Source organism: Dactylosporangium thailandense, assembly GCF_059739745.1.
This window is the reverse complement of the sequence record NZ_AP029195.1, coordinates 4,331,103-4,357,450: the sequence shown is the minus strand read 5'-3', so window position 1 is coordinate 4,357,450 and position 26,348 is coordinate 4,331,103. Positions and strand designations below refer to the sequence as shown.

The 26,348-nt window shown below is 74.1% G+C and carries 18 protein-coding genes; 7 read left to right on the top strand and 11 right to left on the bottom strand.

Annotated features, from left to right (window positions below; genetic code table 11):
• Window positions 1-46 precede the first annotated feature (46 nt).
• Genes AC6JBM_RS18790 through AC6JBM_RS18760 form a run of 7 tightly spaced genes read left to right on the top strand, consistent with a single transcriptional unit; the run spans window position 47 to window position 15,825 of the window.
• Window positions 47-7,369, top strand: a complete 7,323-nt coding sequence (locus tag AC6JBM_RS18790) for an SDR family NAD(P)-dependent oxidoreductase (protein WP_497984877.1) — start codon at window positions 47-49, stop codon at window positions 7,367-7,369.
• Window positions 7,366-11,979: a beta-ketoacyl synthase N-terminal-like domain-containing protein gene (locus AC6JBM_RS18785; protein ID WP_497984876.1), complete on the top strand. Its 4,614-nt coding sequence runs from the start codon at window positions 7,366-7,368 to the stop codon at window positions 11,977-11,979. The genes AC6JBM_RS18790 and AC6JBM_RS18785 overlap by 4 nt, the downstream gene beginning before the upstream one ends.
• The gene (locus AC6JBM_RS18780; protein WP_497984875.1) at window positions 11,969-12,286 is read left to right on the top strand and encodes an acyl carrier protein; all 318 of its coding nucleotides are present in this window, start codon (window positions 11,969-11,971) and stop codon (window positions 12,284-12,286) included. Before AC6JBM_RS18785 ends, AC6JBM_RS18780 begins: the two co-directional genes overlap by 11 nt.
• Window positions 12,283-13,113 (top strand): alpha/beta fold hydrolase, encoded by an 831-nt coding sequence (locus AC6JBM_RS18775; protein ID WP_497984874.1) that lies wholly within the window; start codon window positions 12,283-12,285, stop codon window positions 13,111-13,113. Before AC6JBM_RS18780 ends, AC6JBM_RS18775 begins: the two co-directional genes overlap by 4 nt.
• An 8-nt stretch (window positions 13,114-13,121) precedes the next feature.
• On the top strand, window positions 13,122-14,087 hold the full coding sequence (locus AC6JBM_RS18770) for a sulfotransferase domain-containing protein (RefSeq protein WP_497984873.1): 966 nt from the start codon (window positions 13,122-13,124) through the stop codon (window positions 14,085-14,087).
• The gene (locus AC6JBM_RS18765) at window positions 14,084-14,815 is read left to right on the top strand and encodes an SDR family NAD(P)-dependent oxidoreductase (RefSeq protein WP_497984872.1); all 732 of its coding nucleotides are present in this window, start codon (window positions 14,084-14,086) and stop codon (window positions 14,813-14,815) included. The genes AC6JBM_RS18770 and AC6JBM_RS18765 overlap by 4 nt, the downstream gene beginning before the upstream one ends.
• Before the next feature lie 5 nt (window positions 14,816-14,820).
• Window positions 14,821-15,825 carry an alpha/beta hydrolase gene (locus tag AC6JBM_RS18760; RefSeq protein ID WP_497984871.1) on the top strand — a complete coding sequence of 335 codons (1,005 nt, stop codon included), beginning with the start codon at window positions 14,821-14,823 and terminating at the stop codon, window positions 15,823-15,825.
• Here the strand turns inward: AC6JBM_RS18760 and AC6JBM_RS18755 are convergent.
• The 11 genes from AC6JBM_RS18755 to AC6JBM_RS18705 form a co-directional block, all read right to left on the bottom strand.
• Window positions 15,722-17,620 carry a flavin-containing monooxygenase gene (locus AC6JBM_RS18755; protein ID WP_497984870.1) on the bottom strand — a complete coding sequence of 633 codons (1,899 nt, stop codon included), beginning with the start codon at window positions 17,618-17,620 and terminating at the stop codon, window positions 15,722-15,724. The two genes, AC6JBM_RS18760 and AC6JBM_RS18755, sit on opposite strands and share 104 nt — an antisense overlap.
• 298 nt (window positions 17,621-17,918) lie before the next feature.
• Window positions 17,919-18,533, bottom strand: a complete 615-nt coding sequence (locus AC6JBM_RS18750) for an AbrB family transcriptional regulator (RefSeq protein ID WP_497984869.1) — start codon at window positions 18,531-18,533, stop codon at window positions 17,919-17,921.
• On the bottom strand, window positions 18,460-19,278 hold the full coding sequence (locus AC6JBM_RS18745) for an SDR family oxidoreductase (protein WP_497984868.1): 819 nt from the start codon (window positions 19,276-19,278) through the stop codon (window positions 18,460-18,462). Before AC6JBM_RS18745 ends, AC6JBM_RS18750 begins: the two co-directional genes overlap by 74 nt.
• Before the next feature lie 6 nt (window positions 19,279-19,284).
• On the bottom strand, window positions 19,285-20,202 hold the full coding sequence (locus tag AC6JBM_RS18740; protein WP_497984867.1) for a FadR/GntR family transcriptional regulator: 918 nt from the start codon (window positions 20,200-20,202) through the stop codon (window positions 19,285-19,287).
• Window positions 20,203-20,233: 31 nt separating this feature from the next.
• A complete protein-coding gene (locus tag AC6JBM_RS18735; RefSeq protein WP_497984866.1) occupies window positions 20,234-20,722 on the bottom strand; it encodes a MaoC/PaaZ C-terminal domain-containing protein in 489 nt (162 codons plus the stop codon).
• 5 nt (window positions 20,723-20,727) lie between these two features.
• Window positions 20,728-21,909 (bottom strand): acyl-CoA dehydrogenase family protein, encoded by a 1,182-nt coding sequence (locus AC6JBM_RS18730; RefSeq protein ID WP_497984865.1) that lies wholly within the window; start codon window positions 21,907-21,909, stop codon window positions 20,728-20,730.
• Entirely contained in the window at window positions 21,893-22,285 is a 393-nt protein-coding gene (locus AC6JBM_RS18725) for a DUF7508 domain-containing protein (protein ID WP_497984864.1), read from the bottom strand. The genes AC6JBM_RS18730 and AC6JBM_RS18725 overlap by 17 nt, the downstream gene beginning before the upstream one ends.
• Entirely contained in the window at window positions 22,282-24,117 is a 1,836-nt protein-coding gene (locus tag AC6JBM_RS18720) for an acyclic terpene utilization AtuA family protein (protein ID WP_497984863.1), read from the bottom strand. The genes AC6JBM_RS18725 and AC6JBM_RS18720 overlap by 4 nt, the downstream gene beginning before the upstream one ends.
• 11 nt (window positions 24,118-24,128) lie before the next feature.
• Window positions 24,129-24,587, bottom strand: coding sequence for a hotdog family protein (locus AC6JBM_RS18715; RefSeq protein ID WP_497984862.1), 459 nt, complete (start codon window positions 24,585-24,587; stop codon window positions 24,129-24,131).
• A complete protein-coding gene (locus tag AC6JBM_RS18710) occupies window positions 24,584-25,084 on the bottom strand; it encodes an FAS1-like dehydratase domain-containing protein (RefSeq protein WP_497984861.1) in 501 nt (166 codons plus the stop codon). Before AC6JBM_RS18710 ends, AC6JBM_RS18715 begins: the two co-directional genes overlap by 4 nt.
• Window positions 25,085-25,146: 62 nt before the next feature.
• Window positions 25,147-26,334, bottom strand: coding sequence for a CaiB/BaiF CoA transferase family protein (locus AC6JBM_RS18705; RefSeq protein ID WP_497984860.1), 1,188 nt, complete (start codon window positions 26,332-26,334; stop codon window positions 25,147-25,149).
• Between the last annotated feature and the right edge of the window lie 14 nt (window positions 26,335-26,348).

The window sequence follows — 26,348 nt, the reverse complement described above, 5'->3', positions numbered from 1 at the left end:
CCTGCGCAAGCCAACGCTGCACACCTGACCCATCGACGGGAGCCTGATGAAGACTGCATTCGGCGGCAACGACCTGGTTGTCGCCATCAATCCGTGTGGAGCGGTGGAGCCCGGTCCGCGGCTCGTGGCGGCCGCCGTTGCCGGTGGCGGACGCGGGGTCTTCGACCTGGCTCGGGGCGACGAGGCGGCACTGCGGGCGCTGGAGCGGGCGGCGTCGTGGTCGGCGGGTTCGATCGGGGTCCGGGTGCCGGACGGTTGTCGCGCCACCCTCGCCGAGGTGGAGCGTGCCGCGGGGCATCGGGTGAGCCTGGTGGTGATGCCGGCGAGCGGCGCCGGGTGGTCGCTGCGTGAGGCGGCACAACGGTATCGGGTGCTGGTGGAGGTGAGCAGCCGGGCGGAGGCCCGGGCCGCGGCCGAGGCCGGTGCGCACGGGGTGATCGCGCGCGGTTGCGAGGCCGGCGGCCGGGTCGGCGAGCTGAGCTCCTTCGTCCTGTTGCAGCAGTTGCTGGCCGACGAGGCGCTGGCGCTGCCGGTGTGGGTGGCCGGGGGCATCGGGCCGCGCACCGCCGCCGCATGCGTGGTCGGCGGCGCCGCCGGTGTGGTGCTGGACAGTCAGCTCGCGCTCATGCCGGAGTCGGACCTGCCGGAGGACGTGCGGGCCGTGATCGGGCGGATGGACGGCTCGGAGACGGTGCTGTCCGATGGCGTGCGCGGCCTGCGCCGCGACGGCCGCCCGGACGGCACCGGCGAGCTGCTGCCGGTGGGCCAGGACGGCTGGATGGCCGCCGTGTTCCGCAACCGCTGGCGCACCACCGCCGCGGCGGTGCGCGGGATTCGCGCGGCGATCGAGGCCGCGGCCGGCGACGACGCGGCGGGCGCGCTGCTGGCGCCGGGCGCGCCGCTCGCGGAGGCGTTGGGCGTGCGGATCCCGGTGGCGCAGGGGCCGATGACGCGGGTCAGTGACGTGGCCGGGTTCGCGGCCGCGGTGGCCGACGACGGGGCGCTGCCGTTCATCGCGCTCGCGCTGGCCACCGGCGAGCAGTCCCGGCGGATGCTGCGGGAGGCCGCGCAGCGACTGGGCCGGCGCCCGTGGGGGGTGGGCGTCCTCGGCTTCGCCCCGGAGGAGGTGCGGGCGGCGCAGCTCGCCGCGGTGATGGAGGTCCGGCCACCGGTCGTGATCATCGCGGGTGGCCGGCCGGCCCAGGCCAAGGCCCTCGAGGCCGACGGCCTCAACGCGTTCCTGCACGTGCCGTCGCCCGGGCTGCTGCGCCAGTTCCTGCGGGCCGGCGCGCGGCGGTTCGTCTTCGAGGGCGCCGAGTGCGGCGGGCACATCGGGCCGCGCACGAGCTTTGCGCTGTGGGAGGCGCAGGCGCTGGCGCTGGAGGAGTTCCTCGACGAGGCGCCGCCCGGCACCGCCGCGCAGGTGCAGGTGTTCTTCGCCGGCGGAATCCACGACGCGCGTTCCGCGGCGATGGTGGCGGCGATGGCCGGCCCGCTGGCGCAACGCGGCGTCCAGATCGGCGTGCTGATGGGCACCGCCTACCTGTTCACGAGCGAGGCGGTCGAGTGCGGGGCGATCCAGCCGCTGTTCCAGCGCGAGGTGCTGGATGCGACGGTCACCGCGCTGCTGGAGACCGCGCCGGGACACGTGACGCGGTGCCTGCACACGCCGTACGTCGACGACTTCCACCGGATGCGGCGGGAGCTGGACGCGGCGGGAGTGGACGCCCGGCAGGTGTGGGAGCAGTTGGAGACGCTGAACGTCGGCCGGCTCCGCATCGCCAGCAAGGGCCTGCGCCGCGACGGTGAGGTCCTGGTCGCCGTGGACGAGCCGGGCCAGCGCGCCGAGGGCATGTTCATGGCCGGCCAGATCGCGGTCCTGCGCGACGAGCAGACCACCGTGGCCGCGCTGCACGCCGACGTGACCGTGGGGGCGCGGCGCTTCCACGCCGGGCGGATCGCGGCGCTCAGCACGGTGCTCGGGCCGGACGCCGCGGTGGCCGAGCCGGCGCCGCCGCCCCTGGACGTCGCCATCGTCGGCATGTCGTGCGTCTTCCCCGGCTCGCCGGACCTGCCCGCGTTCTGGCAGACGATCCTCGGTGGCCGCGACGCGGTGACCGAGGTGCCCGCCGAGCGGTGGGACGCCGAGACGTACTACGCGCCCGAGGTCGAGCCGGGACAGACGGGCCGGATCAGCGTGTCGAAGTGGGGCGGCTTCATCGAGCCGGTGCCGTTCGACGCGATCGGCTTCGGCATCCCGCCGGCGGCGCTGGCCAGCATCGACCCGGCCCAGCTGCTGGCCCTGGAGGCGTCGCGGCGGGCGCTGGCCGACGCCGGGTACCACCACGGCTCGCCCGCGGCCGACCACTCGCGGACCGGGGTCGTCTTCGGCGCCGAGGCGGGCAGCGACCTGGGCAACGCGAAGGTGGTCCGCACCTCGCTGCCCGGGTATCTGGGTGAGGTACCGGAGGATTTGGCCGGGCAGTTGCCCACGGTCACCGAGGACTCGTTCCCCGGCATCCTGGCGAACGTGATCGCCGGGCGGGTGGCGAACCGGCTGGACCTGGGCGGCCCGAACTTCGCCGTGGACGCCGCCTGCGCCTCCTCGCTGGCGGCGATGGACGCCGCCTGCAAGGAGCTGGCCGCCGGCGGCAGCGACCTGATGCTCTGCGGCGCGGTGGACCTGCACAACGGCATCCACGACTACCTGATGTTCAGCTCCGCGCACGCGCTGTCGCCGACCGGGCGGTGCCGCACGTTCGACTCCACGGGCGACGGGATCGCGCTCGGCGAGGGTGTCGCGTGCGTGGTGCTCAAGCGGCTGGCCGACGCGCGGCGCGACGGCGATCGCGTCTACGCGGTGATCAAGGGGCTGGGCGCGGCCAGCGACGGGCGGGCGCTGGGACTGACCGCGCCGCGGGCCGAGGGGCAGCGCCGGGCGCTGGACCGGGCGTACGCGCAGAGCGGCTTCTCGCCGCGGCAGGTCGGCCTGCTCGAGGCGCACGGCACCGGCACCGTGGTCGGCGACCGCACCGAGCTGCAGACCCTGACCCGGCTGTTCGTGGAGGCCGGCGCGTCGCCGGGCAGCTGCGCGCTCGGCTCGGTCAAGTCGCAGATCGGGCACACCAAGTGCGCCGCCGGCCTGGCCGGGGTGATCAAGGCGGCGCTGGCGCTGCACACCGGCGTCCGGCCCCCGACGATCAACCTGACCCGGCCGAACCCGGCCTGGGACGCGCAGCACAGCCCGTTCGCCTTCTACACCGAGGCCCGCCCGTGGGCGGCGCCGGCGCGGGAGCGCATCGCCGGCGTCAGCGCGTTCGGCTTCGGCGGGACCAACTTCCATGTCGTGCTCGCCGCGGACCCGCACACGCCCGAGCCGCGCCACGCTCGCGGCGAGTGGCCGGCGGAGCTGTTCTGCTTCCGCGGCCGCGATCGCGCCGCGGCGCACCAGGCCGTGGGCCGGCTCGCCGAGCTGCTGCGCGGCGCCGACCGGTACGACCGGCCGTGGCGGCTGCGGGACCTGGCCGCCACGGCCGCCGCGCAGGCCGACCCGCGCTCGGGACCCGTCCAGGTCGCGATCGTCGCCCGCGACGCCACCGAGCTGGACCAGCTGCTGCGCCGCGCGCTCGCCGGCGAGCACGACCCCGGCCGGGGCCTGGTCCAGCCGGCGACGGGCGCGGCCGACGGCCGCGTGGCCTTCCTGTTCCCCGGGCAGGGCAGCCAGCGCCCGGGCGCCCTGGCCGAGCTGTTCGTGACCTTTCCCGAGCTGCGGGAGTACCTCGATCTCGGGCCGGAGCCGGCGGAGCGGCTGTTCCCGCCGGCCGCGTTCGACCCGGCCGCGCAGCGCGAGCAGCAGCAGCGGCTCACCGACACCCGGGTGGCGCAGCCGGCGCTCGGCATCGGCGGGCTCGCCGTCGCCCACCTGCTTCGCCGCCTCGACATCCATCCCGACCTGGCCGCGGGGCACAGCTACGGCGAGCTCGTCGCGCTGAGCGTGGCCGGCGCCCTCGACCCGCCGACCCTGCTGCGGCTCAGCCGGCAGCGCGCCGAGGCGATCGTCGGCGCCGCCGGTGACGATCCGGGCACCATGGCCGCGGTCAGCGCGACCGCCGAGCAGATCTCCGCGGTCCTGGCCCGCGCCGGTCTCGCCGACCGGGTGGTGCTGGCCAATCGCAACGGCCCCACCCAGCAGGTGATCTCCGGCCCCACCCCGGCGGTGCAGTCGGCGGTCACCGCCCTGAAGGCCGCCGGCCTGACGACGCACCGGCTCAATGTCGCCTGCGCCTTCCACAGCCCGCTCGTCGCCGGAGCCGCGGACCGCTTCGCGCGGGCGCTCGCCGACGAGCCGGTGGCGGCGCCGCGCATCGAGGTCTGGTCCAACCGGACCGCCGCCGCGTACCCCGCGGACGCCGACGGGGTCCGGCGGGAGCTGGCCGCCCAGGTCGGCGCGCCGGTCCGCTTCGTCGAGCAGATCGAGGCCATGTACGCCGCCGGCGCGCGGACCTTCGTCGAGACCGGCCCGGGGGAGGTCCTCACCCGCCTCGTCCAGGCCATCCTCGCCGACCGGCCGCACCTCGCCATCGCCTGCGACCGCAACACCGGCGAAGGGCTTCGCGACCTGCTCACCGCGGTAGCGCAGCTGGCCTGTGCCGGGGTGCCGGTGCAGACCGGCTGGCTGTTCCACGGCCGCGACACCGTCGAGGTCAGCCCGGCCGTGCCGTCCGACCGTCCCTTCTGGACAGTGGACGGCCAGCTCGTCCGCGACCGGGAGGGCACCTGCATCCCCGGTGGCCTGACGCCGCCGCGACGCATCAAGGAGCTGTCCATGACCCCAACCATCCGGCCGGCCACCGGCGGCCACGACAACGGGACCCGGCGACCGGGCCAGGAGGAACTGCTTGCCGAGTTCCTGCGGACGACTCGCGAGCTGATCGCCTCCCAGCGCGACGTCATGCTCGCCTACCTCGGCAGCGACGCCGTCGAGGCACGCGGCCCGGCGCCGGCCACCGCGACGCCTCCGCCGGCCACCGCGGCGCCACCGCCGCCGCCCGCGGTGAGCACGGTGAGCGCGCCTCTGCCCGTCGCGTCTGTGACGATGCCGGCCGCGATGCCCGTGTTCGCGCCGTCCAGCAACGGCGGCGCCGGCAACGGGGGCGTCAACGGCAAGGTCAGCCGCCTGACCGCGACCACCACGCTGGTGGCGGAGGCGCCGAGGTACGACTTCCGGGGTGCGGTGCTGGCGGTGCTGAGCGATCGGACCGGCTACCCGGTCGACCTCATCGATTTCGACCTGGACCTGGAGGCGGATCTCAGCATCGACTCGATCAAGCGGGCGGAGGTCGCCGGTGACGTCGTGGCTCGCCTCGGGCTGTCGGGCGAGGGGGACGAGTCGGAGCTGGAGGAGCTGGTCAAGGCGCGGACCGTGCGGGCCATGGTCGACTGGCTCACCGTCCGGTTGGGCGACGCACCCTCCGACGCACCCTCCGAGGCGCCCGTCGATGCGCCCGCCGAGGCGCCGGCGGCCCGGCCTGTGGCCGCCCAGCCGGCCGCGTTGGACTTCAAGGAAGCGGTACTGGCGGTGCTGAGCGATCGGACCGGCTACCCGGTCGACCTCATCGATTTCGACCTGGACCTGGAGGCGGATCTCAGCATCGACTCGATCAAGCGGGCGGAGGTCGCCGGGGACGTCGTGGCCCGCCTCGGCCTGTCGGGCGAGGGGGACGAGTCGGAGCTGGAGGAGCTGGTCAAGGCGCGGACTGTGCGGGCCATGGTCGACTGGCTCACCGTCCGGTTGGGCGACGCGCCCGTCGATGCGCCCGTCGATGCGCCCGCCGAGGTCCCCGCGGCCCGGCCGATACCCGCCCAGATCCGGACCGACGCGCCGACCGGCAGCGGGGGCACGCGGCCGGGCATCGCGCCGGCCCGCCTGCTCCCCACGCTGGTTCCCGTCGCCGACGAGCCGATCGGGTCGGCGACGGCGCTCGCGGGCGCCACGCTGGTGCTCACCGGGGCCGGGCCGGTGGCCGACCGCGTCGCCGAGCTGCTGCGCCGGCGCGGAGCGACCGTGCGAGCCGGCACGCTCGCCGAGCCGGTCGACGGGGCCGACGGGTTCGTCCTGCTCGACGGGCTGGAGGCACCGGACGGGGGACCGGCGCCGCTGCTGCCCGGCGCCTTCGGGCCGATCAAGCAGGCCCTCGCCGGCGGGCCGCGCTACCTGCTGGCGGCCGCGGACGCGAACGCCGGTGCCCGCACCGACGGGCTGCGGGGCCTGCTGCGCACCGTCGCCCGCGAGTACCCCTCGACCGCCGTGCGGCTGGCCGTCGTGGATGGCACGGAACCCGCGGATCAGCTCGCCCGGCAGATCGTCGACGAGCTGCTCGCCGGGGGCGACGCGGCGGTGGTGCACCACAGCGGCGGCGTGCGGCAGGCGTACGAGACGGCCCCGGCGAGCCTCGGCGCGCTCGCGGCCGGCGGTGCCGGGCCGGCCGGAGACGGTGTGGCCGAGGCCCGGGCGGTCGGCCTCGACCGCGACTCGGTGGTGGTCCTGGTCGGCGGCGCGCGCGGCATCACGTCCTGGTTCGCCCGGGCGCTCGCCGGGTCGGCCGCGTGCCGCATCGAGCTCATCGGCAGGACCCCGGCGCCGCAGGGGCCGGAGGATCCGGCGCTGGCGGCGGCCACGGACGAGATCTCGCTGCGGGCCGCGCTCGCGCGCCAGGGCGGCGCCACACCGGCCGAGCTCGCCCGCCGGGCGCAGGCGATCCTGGCCGGCCGGGAAGTCGAAGCCACCCTGCACGAGCTGCGCGACCTGGGGGCCGAGGTGCGTTACCACAACCTCGACGTCCGCGACGCGGAGGCGACCGACCGGCTGATCGCGGCGATCCACCGCGAGTACGGCCGCATCGACGGGCTCGTGTACGCGGCCGGAGTGATCGAGGACAAGCTCATCGCCGACAAGGACCCGCAGTCGTTCGCCCGGGTCTTCGGCACCAAGGTGGCCGGAGCCCAGGCGGTCCTCGACGCGCTGGACCGGCTCGACTGCGCGCCGAAGTTCGTCGTCTTCTTCGGCAGCGTCGCGGCCACCTACGGCAACCGCGGCCAGGCGGACTACGCGGCCGCCAACGACGCCCTGGAGGCGATCGGCGCCCGCTGGGCGGCCCGCACCGGCAACCGGTGCCTGACCGTCCACTGGGGACCGTGGGCGCCCGCCGAGGGCCGCAGCGGCATGGTCAGCGCCGAGCTGAGCCGGGAGTACGCCCGGCGCGGTGTCGCGCTCATCGACCCGGAGGAGGGCGCGCTGAGCCTGCTGGGCGAGCTGGCCTGGGGGGATCCGGCGCTCACCGCCGTCGTCTACACCGCCTCGGCCGGGTGAGCGGGTTGCACGGCGACGAGACGGCCATCGTGGGCATGGCGGCGCTGCTTCCCGGCGCCGCCGACCTGGACAGCTACTGGCGCAACCTGGTCGAGGGCACCGACGCGATCAGCGAGGTGCCGGCGGCCAGGATCGATCCCGAGTTCTACGACCCGGCACAGGCGCACCGCCCGGACCGCCTGTACTGCCGGCGGGGCGGCTTCGTCGACGAGCTGGCCACGTTCGATCCGCTGCGGTTCGGCATCATGCCGGCGTCGATCGCGGACATCGAGCCGGATCAGCTCATCGCGCTGCAGGTGGCCGCGGCCGCCATCGACGACGCGGGCGGCCCGGACCGGCTGCCCCCGGGCGACCGGGTCGGCGTCATCCTCGGCCGGGGCGGCTTCCTCAGCCCGGGCCAGGTCCGCTTCAACCAGCGGGTCCGGATGTCCAACCAGGTGATCGAGGTGATCCGGGAGCTGATCCCCGACCTGCCGGAGGAGCGGCTCGAGGCGGTCCGGCACAAGTTCGAGGAGCGGCTCGGCAAGCACCAGCCGGAGGGCGCCATCGGGGTGGTGCCGAACCTGGCCGCGTCCCGGATCGCCAACCGGCTCGACCTGCGCGGCGGGGTGTACACGCTGGACGCCGCCTGCGCGTCCTCGCTGGTCGCGGTCGACCAGGCGATCGCCGAGCTGAGCCGCGGCCGGCTCGACGCGGTGCTGGCCGGCGGCGTCCACCACGTGCACGACGTCGGCCTCTGGTCGGTCTTCAGCCAGCTCGGCGCGCTGTCCCGGCGCGGCGAGATCCGGCCGTTCGACAGCGCCGCCGACGGCCTGCTGATCGGCGAGGCCACCGGCATCGTCGTGCTCAAGCGGCTGGCCGACGCGCGCCGCGACGGCGATCGGATCTACGCGGTGATCCGGGGCAGCGGCGTGTCCAGCGACGGGCGCTCGGTCAGCATGGTCAACCCGGCCACCGCCGGGCAGGTGCTGGCGATCCGGCGGGCCTGGGATGCCGCCGGCCTCGACCCGGCCGCGCCGGACGCGCTGGGCATGCTGGAGGCGCACGGCACCGCCACGCCGACCGGCGACGCCGCCGAGCTGGACACCCTCGCCGAGGTGTTCGGCCCGCCCGGCGAGGGTCCGGCGCCGGTCATCGGCTCGGTCAAGTCGATGATCGGCCACGCCATGCCCGCGGCCGGCATCGCCGGGATGATCAAGGCGGCCCTGGCGGTGTACCGCGGCGTGCTCCTGCCGACCCTGCACTGCGACGATCCGCGCCCGGAGCTCGCGCGCACCCGGTTCGCCCCGATCGGCTCGGCCCGGCCGTGGGAGAGCGACGGGCCCCGCCGCGCCGGCGTCAACGCGTTCGGCTTCGGCGGCATCAACGCCCACGTGATCCTGGAGGAGGCGCCGGAGGCGTTCGCGGCCCGCCGCGGCGGCACGGGCACGACCGGCCCCGTGGCATCGGCCGCGGCGGCGAGCGTCGTCGAGCCGGACGAGGTGCTGTGGCTGGCCGCACCCGACCCGGCCGCGCTGGCCCGGCTGCTCGACGCAGACGACACCACGGTCCGCGGCCTCGGCACCGCCCGGGCCCGGCAGGGCGGCGGCACCGAGGGGCGGCCCGCGGACGAGGGGTGCCGGATCGGCATCGTCGACCCCGACGCCAAGCGACTCGCGACCGCCCGCCTTGCCGTCGCCAAGGGACGGGCCTGGCGCGGCGCACGCGACATCTGGTTCAGCCCGGCCCCGCTGCTCGCCGGCGCGGCCCCCGGGCGCCTCGCCTTCGTGTTTCCCGGGCCGGAGGCCGAGTTCGGCCCGCGCACCGCGGACGTCGCGGCGCACTTCGGCCTGCCCGACCGGCAGTGGTCCGCCGCCGACCTGGGGCGGCACAGCGCCGGCCTGATCGAGCTGGGCATGCTGCTCAACGACGCCCTGCACCGCGTCGGGGTCACCCCGGACGCCGTCGCCGGGTACAGCATCGGCGAGTGGACCGCCGCGCTGAGCAGCGGGCAGGTCAGCGTGTCGTCCATCGACGACGTCATCGCCACGCTCGACCCGGCCTCGGTCGACGTCCCCGGTCACGCGTTCGCCGTCGTCGGCTGTGCCGCCCAGCGGCTCGGGCCGTGGCTCGCGCAGTACCCGGGCGTCGTGCTGTCCCACGACAACGCCCCCGCGCAGTGCATCGTCAACGGACCGGAGCGCGAGATCGACCGGCTCGTCGAGGCGCTGCGCGGCAACGGCTTCGTCTGCCAGAAGCTGCCGTTCCGCTCCGCCTTCCACACCCCGCTGTTCGCCACCGGGCTGGAGTCGATCGGCGCCGCGCTGCGGCGCTGGCAGGTGCACCCCGCCCGGGTGCCCGTCTGGTCGGCGACGCTCAAGGCGCCGTCCCCGAGCGACCCGGAGAGCGTCCGCGAGCTCTCGGTGCGGCACATGCTCGAACCGGTCTGGTTCCGCGAGACCGTCCAGGCCATGTACGACGCCGGGTTCCGGGTGTTCCTGCAGGTCGGTGTCGGGCAGCTGGCCTCGGTCATCGACGACAACCTGCGCGGCCGCGACCACCTCGCCATGCCGGTCAACGTCGCCCAGCGCAGCGGCCTGAGCCAGCTGCGCCGTGTCGCCACGGCGTTGTGGGTCGAGGGCGCCGCGCCGGACCTGCGCACGCTCGACACGGGCGGGGCTCGCACTGTGGCGGCGGCGCCAACCAACGCCCGGGCCGCACGCCGCGGCCCGGCCGTGCGGCTCGACCTCGGCGTGCCGCTGGTCCGCCTCGGCGAGGGGGCCCGCGACCTGCTCGGCGTGCCCGCGCCGCGAGGCGACCGCGCCGTCGCGAAGGCCGCGGTGGCGGCGCCCGCCGCCGTGCCGCCGCCCCGAGCGCCCTCCACGCCGTCCAGGCCGTCCGAGCCGGCCCTCGCGGCGCTGAGCAAGCTCGCCGGCCGGTCGAGCGCCGCCGCCGAGCTGGCCTCGCTGCTGGGCGGCGCGAACAGCGGCGGGAGCGGGCCCGGCGAGCCGCCACCGCCGCCGCCGGAGATCCACCGCACGGTCCTGCGGGTCGCCCTCGACACGATGCCGTACCTGCGCGACCACTGCTTCTTCGCCCAGCCCGACGACTGGCCCGACCCGCAGGACCGCTTTCCCGTGGTGCCGGCGACCACGGTCATGCAGCACATGATGGACGCCGCGCGGCAGGCGGTTCCCGGCGCGCGGGTGGTCGCCGTGCGCGACGCCAGGTTCAACCGCTGGTGCGTCGCCGCGCCGCCGCAGGACGTCGAGATCACCGTCAAGCCCGCCGGGGCCGGCAGGCTCTCGGTGATCTTCGGCGGCTTCTCCCGCTCCACGGTCGAGGTGGCGCCCGACTACCCGGCCGAGCGCCCGGAGGTGTGGCGGCACGACCCGGCCACGGAACAGCCACCGAAGATCAGCGCCGAGCAGATGTACGCCGAACGGTTCGTCTTCCACGGGCCCGCGTTCCGCGGCCTGACCGAGGTCCGCGCCATCGGCGACGCACACGTCCGCGGCGTGCTGACCGCGCCGGCCCCGCCCGGCGCGCTGCTCGACAACGCCTCCCAGCTCATGGGCGACTGGCTGTTCACGACGCAGCCGTTCGGGGCGCTGCCGGTCGGGATCGGCCACGCTCGGTTCTTCGGCCCCGAGCCCGTCGCGGGCACCGCGGTCGACTGCGTCGTGCGCATCCGCTCGGTCGGCACCGAGCAGATCGTCTTCGACACGCAGCTCGCCGTCGACGGCCAGGTCTGGGCGCAGCTCGACGAATGCGTCCACCGGCAGTTCGTCAGCCACCCGACCGCACGTGCCGCCGAGCGCTTCCCGGGGCGCAACGCGATGTCGCTGCGCCAGCCGGAGGGCTGGACCGTCGCCTTCGACCGCTGGCCCGACCTGGTCACCCGCGGGCTGGCCGCGCGCGGCATCCTCGGTGCCGCCGGCGCGGCCGAGTACGAGCGGCGACCGCCGAAGGCGCGCAAGCAGTGGCTCCTCGGCCGCATCGCGGTCCAGGACGCCGTCCGATTCCAGATGTGGGACGACGGCCACGCCGACGTCTACCCGATCGAACTGAACGTGCGCAACGACCCCAGCGGCCGGCCCCGGGTCCACCCGCGCGCCGGCCGCGGCTACCGGGAGTGCGCGGTCTCGCTCGCCCACGTCGCGGAGATCGCGGTCGCGATCGCCAGGCCGAGCGCCCCGGGCACGCCACCCGACGCGCCCGGCGTGGGCATCGACGTCGCCGAGATCACCGACTGCACGGACAGCACCATCGCCTTCGCCATGACCGACGCCGAGCGGCGGCTGCTGCTCGAGTCGGCGGCGGCGACCGGCGAGGACCGGCACGTGTGGTTCACGCGCTTCTGGACCGCGAAGGAGGCCGCCGCCAAGGCGGAGGGCACCGGCCTGGCCGGCGATCCCAAGCGGTTCACCGTCGTGGAGGCCACGCCGGCGGCGCTCACCGTGGCGGTGGCCGACCGCGTCTACCTGGTCGCCCATCGAGAAATCTCCAACCCCGAAGACCTGCCGCCGCGGCGTTACGTCGTCGGCTGGACGTGGGGACCGGAGCCCGTCAACCCAACCGGCCGCGCGGAGCGGCCCGAACCATCTGAAGGGACATCCCATGCCCGCTGACCAGACCGCGATTCTCGCCGAGATCGCCGAGATGCTGTACGCGATCCGTGACCACTCCGGCCTCGAGGGCGAGATCACGATGGAGAGCACCTTCCAGGACGACCTCGGGATGGAGAGCATCGACGTGGTGTCACTCGCCGGCCGCCTGCAGGCCCGGTTCGGCGACACCGTGAACTTCGCCCAGTTCATCGCCGGCCTGGACGTGGACGCGGCCCGGCACCTGCGGGTCGGCCGGCTCGTCGAGCACATCGCCGCCTCGCTGGACCAGGCGGACGCCGGCTCCGGCCGGGTGGGCATGCCGGCATGAGCACGGTGCTGGCCAACGGCCTGTCCGTCCACGTGGAGCGGCTCGCCCCGGCCGAGCCGGCGTCCGGGGCACCCCGCACCGCACCGACCGCGGTGCTGATCCACGGCCTGGCCCTGGACACCCTGGCCAGCTGGTACCTCACCCTGGCCCAGCCGCTCGCGGCGGCCGGCCTCGACGTGGTCATGTACGACCTGCGCGGGCACGGGCACACCGAACGCCCGGCGGAGGGCTACGCGCTGGACGACTTCGTGGACGACCTGGAGGCGCTGCTGGCCGCGCTGGACACCACCGGCCCGGTCGTGCTGCTCGGCAACTCGTTCGGCGGCACGATCGCGTTCGCGTACGCGGCGCGCCACCCCGAGCGGGTCGCCGCCATCGTCGCGATCGAGGCCGTGCCGCCCATCGCGGTGTGGCGCGAGCGGATGCCGCGGTGGCTCTCCAACGCCGTCGCGTACCTGCCCGACGACACGCTGGCCGGGATCGACGGGCGTGGCGGCCTCGGCCGGCGGGCCCGGAGCATTCGCGAGGTGATCACCGGCACCAGCCTCATGCGCGATGTGCCGGCCAGCCGGATATCGCCGGACGAGCACATCGCCGCGATCGGATGCCCGGTGCTGTGCGTGTACGGCGGCGCCGCAACCGTGGGCGACCTGGCACCCGACGTGCGCCGGCTGCTGCCGCAGGCGCGGATCGTCACCGTGCCCGGGCAGCGGCACACGGTCCTCGTCGACGAGCCGGACTCCGTCCGCGACATCGTCCTGCCCTGGCTGCTGCAGTCCGGCGGCCTCCACCGCGGCCATCACCAACTGGCCTGCATCGACCAATAGGAAAATCCATGGATCCAGCGACCCACGATCACGCCATCATCATCAACACCGGCCGGTGCGGCTCGACGATGCTCTCCGACCTCATCGCCGAGCAGCCCGACACCCTGTCGGTCCAGGAGTGCCTCATGTGGGTGACGCCCGGGATCGCCAGCGAGACGGTGCTCACCGGCCCGGCGTACTGGTCCGCCCTGAGCGCGCCCAGCACCCAGCTCGCCACCCTGGTCCGGACCGGCCTCGTGCCGCCCGAGGTGCGCTACCCGGCGCACGGCCGCTGGGCCGGCAACCTCGCCGAGCTCCCGCAGATCCTCGCGATCACGCTGCCGAAGCTCTCGGCCGACCCCGACCGCCTGTACGACGTGCTCGCCGGGCTGGTGCCCGCGTTCCCGGAGCAGCCGCTGGCCCGGCACCACCGGATGTTCCTGGACCTGCTCACCTCGCTCGCCGGCCGGCGGCGCTGGGTCGAGCGCTCCGGCGGCTCCAGCAACATCGCGCCCCGCCTGCTGCGGGACTTCCCCGACGCGAGGATCGTCTACCTGACGCGCGACTGGGCGGACACCGCCCGGTCGATGAGCCGGCACTCCTGCTTCCAGCTCATGCAGCTGCGCGTGGAGCTGGTCGGCCAGTACGGCCTCGACCCGTTCGAGATCGCCCCCGGCCAGCGGGTGCCGGCGGAGGTGGAGCGGTACCTGCCCGACCGCCTGACCGCCGAGACGCTGCGCGAACGCGGCCAGGACGTCCGGCGTTTCCAGGGGCTGTGCGCGTTCCTCGCCAGCCAGGCCGAGCAGGCCATCGCCGACGCACGGCCACGGCGCCTGCTGAGGATGGCGTACGAGGACATCGTCGACGACCCGCTGCCGCAGCTCGAGCGGCTCGGCCGGTTCCTCGGCCTCGAGGACTGGCAGCCGTGGGCGCGCCGGGTGGTCGGCTCGGTCAACGCGCGCGGGGGCGCGCAGGCGATGGCGGTGCGGGCATGAGCGACTTCGCGGACCGGGCCGCGCTCGTCACGGGCGCCGGCTCGGGCATCGGCGAGGCGTGCGCGTCGCTGCTGGCCGCGCGTGGCGCCGGTGTCCTGGTCGCCGACGTGGACCTCGACGCGGCGACGCGCGTCGCCGAGGCCATCGGCACGAGCGCCGTGGCCCACCGGGTCGACGTGCGCGACCCCAAGGCGTGCGAGGCGATGGTCGCCGCCGCGGTGGACTCGTTCGGCCGGCTCGACGTCGCCGTGAACAACGCCGGCATCGGCGGGCCGCGGGTCCTCACGGGGGAGTACCCGCTGGACGGCTGGGACGACGTGATCGCGGTCAACCTCAGCGGGGTGTTCTACTCGATGCGGGCCGAGATCCCCGCCATGCTCGGCAACGGATCCGGGTCCATCGTCAACGTGGCATCGGTCATGGGGTCGGTCGGCTTCCCGCGGTCGGTGGCCTACGTGGCGGCCAAGCACGGCGTCGTCGGCATGACCAAGAGCGCCGCCCTGGAGTACGCCAGGCAGGGCATCCGGGTCAACAGCGTCGGTCCGGGCTTCATCGAGGCGCCCATGCTGAAGCGGGAGAGCGCGGTCGGCGTGGCCTACCTGCACCCGACGTGCCGGCTGGGCCGCTGCGAGGAGGTCGCCGAGCTGATCGCGTTCCTCGCCTCCGACCGCGCGTCCAACACCACCGGCTCGTGCTTCGCCACCGACGGCGGATACACGGCGCAGTGACGCCGATGCCGTACGCCGACCTGGTCGTGTCCGACCCTCCGTCGCCGAACGCGGCGCTGGTGCGGCAGATGCTGCGGAACGCGGCCCTGCGACGGCCGGCCACGCTCGAGCAGTGGCGGATCGCGTACGAGCGGTCCGCCGCCGCGTTCGTGGGGGCGCCGGTCGATCTGGAGGCGGTACCGGTCGGGGCGGCCTCGGGCACCTGGCTGCGCCGTCCCGCCGCGAACCGGCCCGTACTGCTCTACCTGCACGGCGGCTTCTACTGCCTGGGCTCCGCCCGGACCCACCTGCACCTGGCGGGCCTGCTGGCCGACTCCGCCGGGGCCGGCTGTCTCGTGCTGGACTACCGCCGAGGCCCCGAGGAGCCGTTCCCGGCCGCGGTCGACGACGGCCTGGCCGCGCTGGAGGCCATCCGCGCCGCGGCGCCGGACAGCCCGATCGTCGTCGCCGGGGACTCGGCCGGCGCCGGCCTGGCCCTGTCGGTGGCGATGCGCGTGCGCGACGACGGGGGCCGCCCGCCGGACCTGCTGGTGCTGCTGTCGCCGTGGACCGACCTGACCTGCTCCTCCCGCAGCCATCGGGAGCTGGCGGCGGCGGACCCGGTGCTGGTCGCCGACGAGCTCCGGGAGATGGCCGCCCGGTACGCCGGCGGCGCCGATCCGCGGCGGCCGGGCATCTCGCCCCTCTTCGGCGACCTCGCCCGCCTGCCACCGGTGCTGGTCCAGGCCGGCGGCCAGGAGGTGCTGCTCGACGACGCGACGAGGCTCGTCGACGGCATCCGGGCCGCCGGCGGGCGGGCCGTGCTGCACCACTGGCCGCACATGTTCCATGTCTGGCAGTGGTACCACCCGATCCTGCCCGAGGGCGCCCGTGCGCTGCGGGACGCCGGCGCGGTCATCCAGGCGGCTACGGCAGGTGGAGGTACTCGGCCGGGGCGAACCGCCGGGTGCGCCGCCAGTACTCGTGCGGCGGGAACGGCCAGTTCTGCGCCGACCGTCCGGCGGGGTTGACGTACCAGCCGCCGGTCCTCGAGAAGCCCCAGGCGCGCTCGGCGTTGGCCGCGTCCACCTCGGCGCTGAAGGCTTCGCAGACCTCGGGCCGCACCTCGATCGCCCGGTGCGTCGAGCCGAGCAGGTGCCGCACCGCGTCGAGCAGGTACGTGACGCCGCACTCGGACATGTGGATGATGCTGCCGCCGTGCCCCGCGAGGTTCGTGTTCGGCCCGTAGAGGCAGAACAGGTTCGGGAAGCCGGGCACGGTGAGGCCGAGATGGGCGCGAGCGTTGCCGTTCCAGGATTGGTGCAGGTCGACGCCGCCGCGACCGGTGACCGACATCGGCGCGAGGAACTGCGACGCGGCGAAGCCGGTGCCGTAGACGATGACGTCGGCGGGGTGCTCGGTGCCGTCCGCGGTCCGGATGCCGCCCGGCGTGACCCGCTCGATCCGCTCGCCCACCAGCCGGACGTTGTGGCGCTTGAGCGTGGCGATCCACGCGCCGTTGTCGCGCAGGACCCGCCTGGCGCCGACCGGGTAGCCGGGGATCACCAGCGGCTCGAGGTCGGGGCGGTCGGCGAGCTGGCCGCGCATGTGGCCGGCGAGCGTCACGCGCAGCGCCTCGTTCATCGCCGAGACGGCCCGCTCGGTGGGCGGGTAGTCGCGGTCGACGACCCAGCCCTCGAGCACGCGGTGCAGCCCCGGCGCGAGCAGCCAGAAGCGGTGCCAGGCGAGGTAGTACGGCAGGTGCTCGTACAACCAGCGCAGCCCGTCGGCGACCGGGTGGTGGTAGTGCATGGTGGGCCGCAGCCACGGCGGCGTGCGCTGGAAGACGCGCACCTCGCCGGCCGTCTTGGCGATCTCCGGGACGAACTGGATGGCGCTGGCGCCGGTGCCGACGACCGCGACCCGCCGTCCGGTCAGCTCGATGCCGTGGTCCCAGCGCGCGGAGTGGAACGCCGCGCCCGCGAACTCGTCGCGTCCCGCGATGTCGGGCAGGCGGGGCCGGTTGAGCTGCCCGACGGCGGTCACGAGCACGGTGCTGGTGACGGTGCGGGCGCCGTCGGGCGTGTCCAGGGTGAGCCGCCAGCGCCCCGCCGCCTCGTCCCAGGCGGCCGCGCGGACCTCGGTGTCGAAGCGGATGTGGTCGTAGAGGCCGTGCTGCTTGGCGAACTCGGTGAAGTACTGGCGCAGGCTCTCGTGGGTGCTGAAGTGGTACGGCCAGTCGGCGCGCTGCGCGAAGGAGTAGCTGTACAGCTGGCTGGCCACGTCGACCCGGCAGCCCGGATACGTGTTCTCGAACCAGGTGCCGCCGACGTCGCCGTTCTTCTCGTACACGGTGACGGACACCCCGGCCTGGGTCAGCCGGTGCGCGGCGAGCAGCCCGCTCATCCCGGCGCCGACGACGGCGACCTCGACGTCGGGCGCGCCGGGCAGGTCGTCGCGGCTCCAGCCGGGCGCCCTGGGATCCGCGCCGGGCAGGATGATCTCCTCGGCCAGCATGGGTACCAGGTCGGCCGTGTCCACACCCAGGGCCCAGCCGGTGATCCGGCGCAGCGTCGGCGCATCCGGCGACGGCACCGCGGCACCGTCGCCGAGCCGGGCGAGCACGCCGGCCGCGAGCGTGCGGGCCTCCTCCCGCTGCCGGGCGGTCAGCCCGCCCTGCGGCAGGAACAGCCAGCCGTCGGTGCGCAGGTCGTCGCGCAGGATCGAGGTGTCGCCGGTCAGGTGCGCCAGCGTCATCAGGAGCGCGGGAATCTCGGCGTCGCGGAGGTGACGGCGCAGGTCAGCGTCGTCGGCGTGCATCGTCATCGCAGATGTCTCCGGTAGATCGGCGCAGCCGGCGTCGGGTCAACCGTCCGATGTGGACGTCCGCTCGCGGCGAGGAATCGCCGAGCACCGTCGTTGCGCCTGTCCGCGCGCTGCTACAGCGCTTGCGCCCGCGGTGCGCGCCGATCGTAACACCCGGCCGGCGCCGGCCGCGGGCAAAGACGGCGGCCGGGGCAGCCTGCCGCCCGTGCCGTGGCCGACCGGGTCGGCATCGACGAGGTGGTCGCCGACGTCCTGCCGGCCGGACCTGGAGACGGGGCCGGCCGTTGTGCACTGTCGGTCAGGAGCCGTCCGGGAGCAGGCGGGTCAGCATCGGCAGCGTCACGATCACGAGCACGACGCGGAGCAGGTGGAACAGCGCCACATGCGGGCCCTCGCCCCGTTGCAGCGCAATCGTCGACACCACGCTCAGCGCGCCCGGAGACGTGGCCAGCACGTCGCCGGGCGGGGCGAGGTGCAGAGCGCGCAGCAGATAGGCGATGCCGATCCCCGCGCCGATGATCAGCACGGCCGACAGGATGGCCGGCAGCACCGCCCAGCCGAGCGAGGCCAGGCTCGAGCGGGTCACCTGCAGGCCGATCGCGCCACCGATCACCAGCTGGGCGCCGGTGTTGAGCCAGCCCGGCACGTGCATCGTCGAGTCGCGCAGGAGAGCCACCATCGCGGCGCCCAGCAGCGAGCCGAGCAGCAGGCCGCCCGGCACGCCGAGCCGTTCGGCCACCAGTCCGCCCGCACCGCCCGCGAGCAGCGCACCGACAACCCACCAGTTCATTGCCACCCCTTGCGCAGAAATTGCAGATGTGTCCGGCCGACGCCGAGGGTCAGCTCGGGGAGGCGGCCGTGAACGAGCGGCCCGAGGACAGCCACTTGCCGCCGTCGACCACGAGGACGGCACCGTTGACGAAGGCCGCGATCGGCGAGACCAGGAACACGGCCGGCCAGGCGATGTCGCGCACGGTGCCGACCCGGCCGAGCGGGACACCGGCCTCCAGCCCCACCGCGGAGGCGCCGGTCGCCTTGTCCACCCCGGCGGTCGGGGTGTAGCCGGGCGCGAGCGCGTTGACCCGGATGCCGTGGCGGCCCCACTCGACCGCGAGGCTCTTGGTAAGCGAGTCGACACCGGCCTTGCCGACGCCGCCGTGGATGCGGCCCGGGTTGCCGGTCATCGGTGAGGTGCTGGTGATGTTGAGGATCGCGCCGCCGCTGCCCCGTTCGATCCAGCGCCGGCCCGCCGACTGGCAGGCGTAGAAGGTGCCGAACGCGTCGGTCTCGACCACCGACCGGAAGGCATTGGGCGACAGTGTCTCGGCCGGCGCGGTGAACGTGGCACCGGCGTTGTTGACCAGGATGCCGGCCGGGCCGAGCGCGGCCTCGGCGGCCGCCACCATCGCCTCGACGGCCTCGGGGTCGCGGATGTCACACGGGATCGCGGCGGCCCGGCCGCCCGCACCGGTGATCTCGGCCGCGACCTCGTCGATGCGGGCCTGACGCCGGCCGGTGACGGCGACGGCCGCACCGACGGCCGCCTGGCCGAGCGCGATGCCCCGGCCCAGTCCGCTGCCGCCGCCGGTGACGATGGCGACCTGGCCGTGCAACAGGTCAGGGGCGAACGGCAGATCCTTCGGGTCGTCGACGACCATGGGCGATCAACCTTCCATCGGCGTGCCCCGGGCCGGGACCGAGAAGCGGTAGCCACCGCTGCCCGTCCACGTCCACGGCACGCTCTGCTCGAGCGCGTCGGGGAACCGCCGCCGGGCGTAGGTCTCCCACTCGGCGAGGTGCTTGGTCATGGTCTCGAACGCGGCGTCGCCGTCGTGCTCGTTGAGCGCCGCCAGGATGGCTTCGTGCGCTCTGATCACGCCGCGCTGGTTGCGTTCGGAGTAGCTGAGGCCCACGATCGCGCCGTCCATGATGTCCAGCAGCGAGTCGGCCAGGTAGCGGAACAGCGCGTTGTCGGAGGACCACGCGATCACGTTGTGGAACCGGGTGTTGAGGTCGCTGAACTGCATGCTCTGCTCGTGGTCGTCCACGATGCGGTGCATTTCCGTGACGGTACGGGTCAGCTCCGCCAGCGCCTCGGCGGAGATGCGCTCGGCCGCCAACCGGCAGATCATCGGCTCGAGCGCGGTGCGCACCTCGACGATCGACTTGAACGGCGTGCGCTGCATCTGCATCAGGAAGATGATCGTGCTGGCGAAGTGCGACGAGTTCGGGGTCTGCACATAGGGTCCGCCGCCGAGACCCTGGCGGATCTGGATCGCACCCTGGTATTCGAGCAGCCGCAGCGCCTCGCGCACCGTGGTGCGGCCCATGCCGTAACGGTCGACCATCTCCTTCTCGGCGGGCAGCGCGTCGCCCGGCTTGAGCCGCTCGCGCACGATGTCCTGCATGATGGTCTCGGCCAGGATGAACGAGGACTTCTGCGGCAGCCGCCGGGTCCGTTCGATCGGCGGCAACTCGGCCTGGGCGTCGGAGCCGGTGCGCCGCCGGCGCGGGGATGAGCCTTCGGATCGTGCTGACGCGGCCACGATGGCCTCCCCGTCGACTGTGCCGGCCGGCCTCACGCCGGGGCACCATGAAAGATGCATACAGTGGTCATGTTCCAGGTCCACTGTAGAGCGCGGTACCGGCGATGTCACACAGCGCACTCCTCGTGTAGGTGCACAGCACCCGGCCCTCGCTGTCGAGCAGGGTGTCGGCGCAGTTGACGACGGCTCGCGGCGGTTTGCTGGTGCGCAGCAGGCTCTCCAGCCGCGACTCGATGTACACCGTGTCGCCCGGGCGCAGCGGGGCCCGGAACCGCACGTTGTCGTATCCGACCAGCGCGATCAGCCGCACGCCGAGCGCCTCGAGCTCGGGCTTGATCGCCGGTGTCGACAGGCCGAGCGCGAACGCGAGCACGCACGCACCGGCCAGCAGCCGTTCACCGCCGGGCGAGTCGGCCATGAGCACCTTATTGGTGTGGATCTCCGAAGTCGTCCAGGTCAGGTTGGTCATCAGGCTGAAGTCGCCCTCGGTGATCGTGCGGCCGCGGCTGCGCACGGTGAACCGGAACGACTCGGGCAGTTCGATCGCCTCGCCCACGCTGCTCACCTCGCCAGGAAGAACCGGTAGGGCGCGCCCAGCAGGTCGCGGCTGATGATCACCTTCTGCACCTCGGTCGCGCCCTCACCGATGCGGCGGATGCGCAGCTCCCGGTACCAGCGTTCGAGCGGCATCTCGCGCGAGACGCCCATGCCGCCGTGGATCTGGATGCTGCGGTCGACCACCCGGGCGGCGGCCTCGGTCGCCGCGATCTTGGCCAGCGCGGCCTCGCTGCGGAACGGCCGCCCGGCGTCGGCGGCACTCGCCGCGGCGAGCACGAGCAGGGTGGCGGAGCGAATGTCGTGCTCGTTCTCGACCAGCATCCAGGCGATGCCCTGGTGCTCGGCGAGGGTCTTGCCGAACGCCGTGCGCATCTTCGCCCACTCGATGGCGAGCTGCTGGGCCCGCACCGCGACGCCGATGCACCCGGCGCTGTACGGGATGCGGTTGCGGCTGAGCCGCTCGTTGGCCAGCGCGAAGCCCTGGCCGAGGCCGCCGAGCATGTTCCCGGCCGGCACCCGCACGTTCTCCAGCTGCAGCTCGGTCGCCGGATGGGTCGCCCGCAGCGTGTGCACGATGCGCCGCACGTGAAAGCCCGGCGTGTCGGTGTCGACGATGAAGCAGGTGATGCCGTCGCGGCCGGGCCCTCCGGTGCGGGCGAACACCAGCGCGAACTGCGCCTCGTGGGCCATGCTGATCCACAGTTTGTCGCCGTTGATCACCCAGTCGTCGCCGTCCTGAACCGCCCGGGTCGTGATCGAGCGGCCGGGGTCGCTGCCGCCGGACGGCTCGGACAGCGCGAACGCGGCCAGCTTCTCGCCCCGGATCGACGGCTCCAGATAGCGCGTGCGCTGCTCGGGTGTCGCCCAGGCCGACAGCAGCGGGATCTGCCCGGTGCGCCCGAACACGTCGTAACAGGGGGCGTACAGCCCGGCCCGGTGCTGCGACATCTCGATCGCCAGCAGGCAACGGGTCACCAGGTCGATCTCCGGCCCGCCCTCGCGCACCGGCAGGTCGAGGTTGTACAGCCCCATCGCCTTGGTCATCGCGGTCAGGCGGTCGAAGTCAGCCTTGGGCAGCACACTCTCGTCGGGGTCGAGGCCGTCCTCCAGCGGCCGGATCTCGTCATGTACGAAGCGGCGCACGGTCTCCAGCAAGGCCTGCTGCTCGTCACTCAGCTGCAACACGAAGCTGTCCTCCTGTTCTCGATTGGCTGCCGGCGGCCAGGCGACCGTGCACGGCCGGTTCGCGGGCGGCGACCCGGTCCGGCACCCGGCCGTCCTGGTGGGCCCGATGGCTGAGCACCAGCTCGATGTGCCGGCTGCGGTACTGCACGTGCTGCTCGTACCGCATCTGCAGGCCGGCACCGGGCTGGCCGGCGAGTTCGGCCGAGACCCGCTGGATCGCCGAGCGCAGCCCGAACGGCTCGCGGGCGCCCGCGTAGCCGATGTCGAGCACTTCGCCCCCGGCATCGCGAATCTCGTAGACCCCGGTGCCGACCGGGATCTCCGCCAGCGCGGCCGGTGTGAGGTCGATCCACGGCTTCGTCATGCTCGCGCTCATCGCGCCTCCTCCAGCAGGGACGCCGGCACCCGCACCGTCCGGCTGCGGATGAACTCGGCCAGCCCCTTGGCCTGCGGGTCGAAGCGGGAACCGGCGGCCGCGCCCTGGCCGAGCAGACCGTGCACGACGAAGTTCACCGCCTTCAGGTTGGGCAGCACCGTGCGTGTGATCGGCAGACCGTCGGCCTCGGGGAACACCGCCCGCAGCGCCTCGACGGTGAACGAGGTGCTGAGCCAGGCGAACTCGGCGTCGGTGCGGCCCCAGATGCCGACGTTGGCGTTGGCCCCCTTGTCGCCGGAGCGGGCGCCGAACAGCCGGCCGAGGGACACCGCCGCGGTTGGCCCGCCCGGCCCCGGCCCGGGCCCCGGCCCGGCCTCCGGCTCCGGCTCCGGCTCGGCAAGCGAGGCGGGCGAGGCGGGCGAGGCGGGCGAGGCGGGCGAGGCGGGCGAGGCGGGCGAGGCAAGCGAGGAGGTCGCGAGCGGCGGCAGCTCGGTCACCGTGCCGTCGGGCCGCACGACCAGCTCGCTGACCAGCTGCTGCGGCACCAGGCAGGGCCAATTGACGCCGGTCTGCGAGGCCTTCTGCTCGCGGCCGTCGGGGAAGTAGACGCCGGGGAAGGTCGACAGCGCGATGCCCGTGGCGGCGTCGAAGATCGGCCGGCCGAGCCGCTTCGGGTCGCGGGCCGAGAACGTGGCCGTGAGCCGGGCGACCGCGAGCTCGTTGTGCGTCGCGCCGGGCTGGTCCAGGCGGACCGTGTGCCACGCGACGTCGTCGAACTGCGCGCCGCCGCCCAGCGCCTCGAGCAGGTCTCGCCGGACCCGCTCGATCTTCGGCTCGACGTCGCCGCCGGGAATGCCGAACGTGACGGACTGGCGGTGCGGGCCCTCGCAGGTGATCGCCACCTTGAGCGTCGGCGGCGGCGGCAGGCCCCGCACCCCGCTGATCCGCACCCGGTCGGGCCCGTCCGGCGTGAGCTCGATCGAGGCGAGGTCGAGGGTGACGTCAGGGTTGAGGTAGTACCGCTCGCCGACCTCGTACAGGAGCTGCGCGGTGACGGTGCCGACCGAGACCAGGCCGCCGGTGCCGGGGTGCTTGGTGATGACGCTCGAGCCGTCGGGCGACATCTCGGCGATCGGGAACCCGGGCAGCCCGGCCGCCTTGATCTCGGTGAAGAAGGCGTAGTTGCCGCCGGTGGCCTGCGCACCGCACTCGATGACGTGCCCGGCGGCGACCGCACCGGCCAGCTTGTCGTGCTCGTCGGTGCGCCAGCCGAAGCGCCACAGGCACGGCCCGACGACCAGCGACGCGTCGGTGACCCGCCCGCAGATCACGATGTCCGCACCCTCGTTCAGCGCGTGGGCGATCGCCCGGCCGCCGAGATAGGCGTTGGCCGTGACCGGGCGGTCGGGCGAGTCGGCCAGGCGCGCGCCGGTGTCGAGGTTGCGCAGGTAGACGCCGGCCGCCTCGAGCTCACCGAGGCGGGGCATCAGGTCGTCACCGCTCACGCAGGCGATCCGCGGGGCCAGGCCCAGGCGCTCACCGGCAGCCAGCAGCGCACCGGACAGCGCCGCCGGGTCGAGGCCACCGGCGTTGGTGACGATCCGGATTCCGCGCTCGAGGCACGTGCCCAGCACCTGCTCCATCTGGCGCAGGAAGGTGACCGCGTAGCCGGGACGCCCGGCCGTGCGCGCCTTCCAGAGGAGGAACATGGTCAGCTCGGCCAGGTAGTCCCCGGTGAGCACGTCGATCTCGCCGCCCTCGACCATCTCGCGGGCGGCCGAGAGACGGTCGCCGTAGAAGCCGGAGCAGTTCGCGATCCGCAGCGGTTGCATCGTGGCGCCTCTCAGGACCCGCCGGTACCAACGGGAAGGAACACCTCGGCCTCGCCGCGGGCGCATTCGACGTCGTCGGACTCGCGCACCTCGCGGATGCTCAGGTGCGCCACGACACCGCCGTCGGCCGGCTCGACGCGCACGACCTCGCCCTCGCAGCGCAGCACGTCACCCGGGCAGGCGAAGCGGCGCACCGAGTACTGCACCCGGACCAGCCGGCCGTGCTCACCCATCCAGCCCGTGCACAGGCTGGTGAGGAACGCCCCGTGCAGGTGCGACTGCACGAGCACGTCGGGGTAGCCCTCGCTCGCGGCGTAGTCCTTGTCGTAATGGATCCGGTGGGCGTTCCACGTGACCGCGCAGTAGCGGAACAGCTGCACCTGCGTCGGCCGGTGCTCCACCGGCGGGATGGCGTCGCCGACCTGCACGTCGCCGGCGAACCGGGCGATCGCTGTGTCCACTGTGGTCATCGTCCGAGCACCGTCCGCATCGAGGTCATCAGGGGGGTTCCGTCCGTGCCGGTGTACTCGTTGCGCAGCCGCAGCACGAGCATCAGGCCGGACTTCGACTCCCGGGTGCTGACGTCGTGCAGGACACTGGTGAACACGACGTCGGTGCCGGCGGTGACGACGCGGTGGAACTGCATCTCCTCACCGCCGCCCATGATCCGTACCCCTTCCAAGGGGATCCAGGCGAGCTCCCGGGCCGGTGTGCCGTCCAGGCGCAGGTCCTGCTCGGGTCCGCCGTCGGTCCAGTCCAGCGCCGACGGCAGGAAGTTGGGCGGCACGACCAGGCCGTCGTAGCTCTTGGACCGCGCGTACTCCTCGTCGAGGTACAGCGGGTTGTCGTCGCCGATCGCGCGGGCGTATCGGCGCGTCGTGAGCGCGTCGATCCTCAGGTGCAGCGGCTCGCTCGATTCGCCGATGTGGGTCCGGATCCTCTCCACGAGCTCTGGGCTCACGGGCATTGCTACTCCTCGTTCATGAGATGGCGCCGTTGAGTACCGTTCGTCGCAGGGCGCTGCTGAGATCAGATGGCGCCGGTGCTGCGCAGCGCCGCGATCTCGCCGGCTGGCAGCCCCAGCCGGTCGGACAGGACCGCGTCCGTGTCGGCACCCAGCCGGCCGGCCCGCACGGGCTCGACCACGGGCGATTCGGACAGCAGCAGTGGGCTGCCGAAGGCCAGCCAGTCCCCCTGCCGGTCGTGCATCTTGCGCAGGACACCGCGGGCCTCCACGTGCGGGTCGTCCATCAGCTCGGCCAGCGTGACCACCTCCGCGGCCGGGATGTTCGCCGCCCGCAGCGCCTCGCGCAGCTCGGCCTTGGACCGGGTGCGGGTCCAGCGGCCGACGATCGCGTCGACCTCGTCCATCCCGGCGTTGCGGTCGGGCAGTCGCGCGAAGCGCTCGGCGTCGGCCTCCGGGTCGTTCATGAGCCCGCACAGCCGCCGCCAGTGCGCGTCGGTCGGGCACAGGATCGCGATCCAGCCGTCGTCGGTCTCGTAGGCGTTGTAGGGCGTCACGGCGAGCCCGCCGTTGCGGTTGCCGGTGCGTTCGGGCATGGTGCCCCGGCTGTTGACGAAGCCGGCGATGTTCGACGACAGCGACGGGATCACCGCGTCCTGCAGCGCCACCTCGACGTGCTGCCCGTCGCCGGTGCGTTCCCGGTGGTACAGCGCGGCGAGGATCCCGGCGACGAGGTGCGAGGCGGCCAGGAAGTCCACGACGGACGGCCCGGTGCGCACGGGCGGGCCGTCGTCGAACCCGGTCGTGCTCATGATCGCCGTGCGGGCCTGGATGGTCAGGTCCATCGCCGGTTCGCCGCTGTACGGGCCGAACGAGCCGAACCCGGTGCCCGACGCCATGATCAGTCGCGGGTCGGCCGCGTGGAGGGTCTCCCAGCCGAGCCCGAACCGGTCCATCGCGCCGGGCGCGAGGTTCTGCACCAGCACGTCGCTGTCGCGGACCAGGCGCATGAGCACGTCGCGCCCGGCGGGCTGCTTCAGGTCGAGCCGGATCACCTTCTTGCCCGCGTTGACGAGCTGGAACTGCACCGAGCTGCCGTCGCCGTAGGCGTCGACGAGCCGCCGGTACGGATCGCCCTCGGGGGCCTCGACCTTGACGACCTCGGCGCCGAGGCGGGCCAGCAGCATCGTGCAGTACGGGCCGAAGTAGAACTGGCCCACCTCGACGACCCGGACACCTTGCAGGGATGACATCTGAACCTGACCTC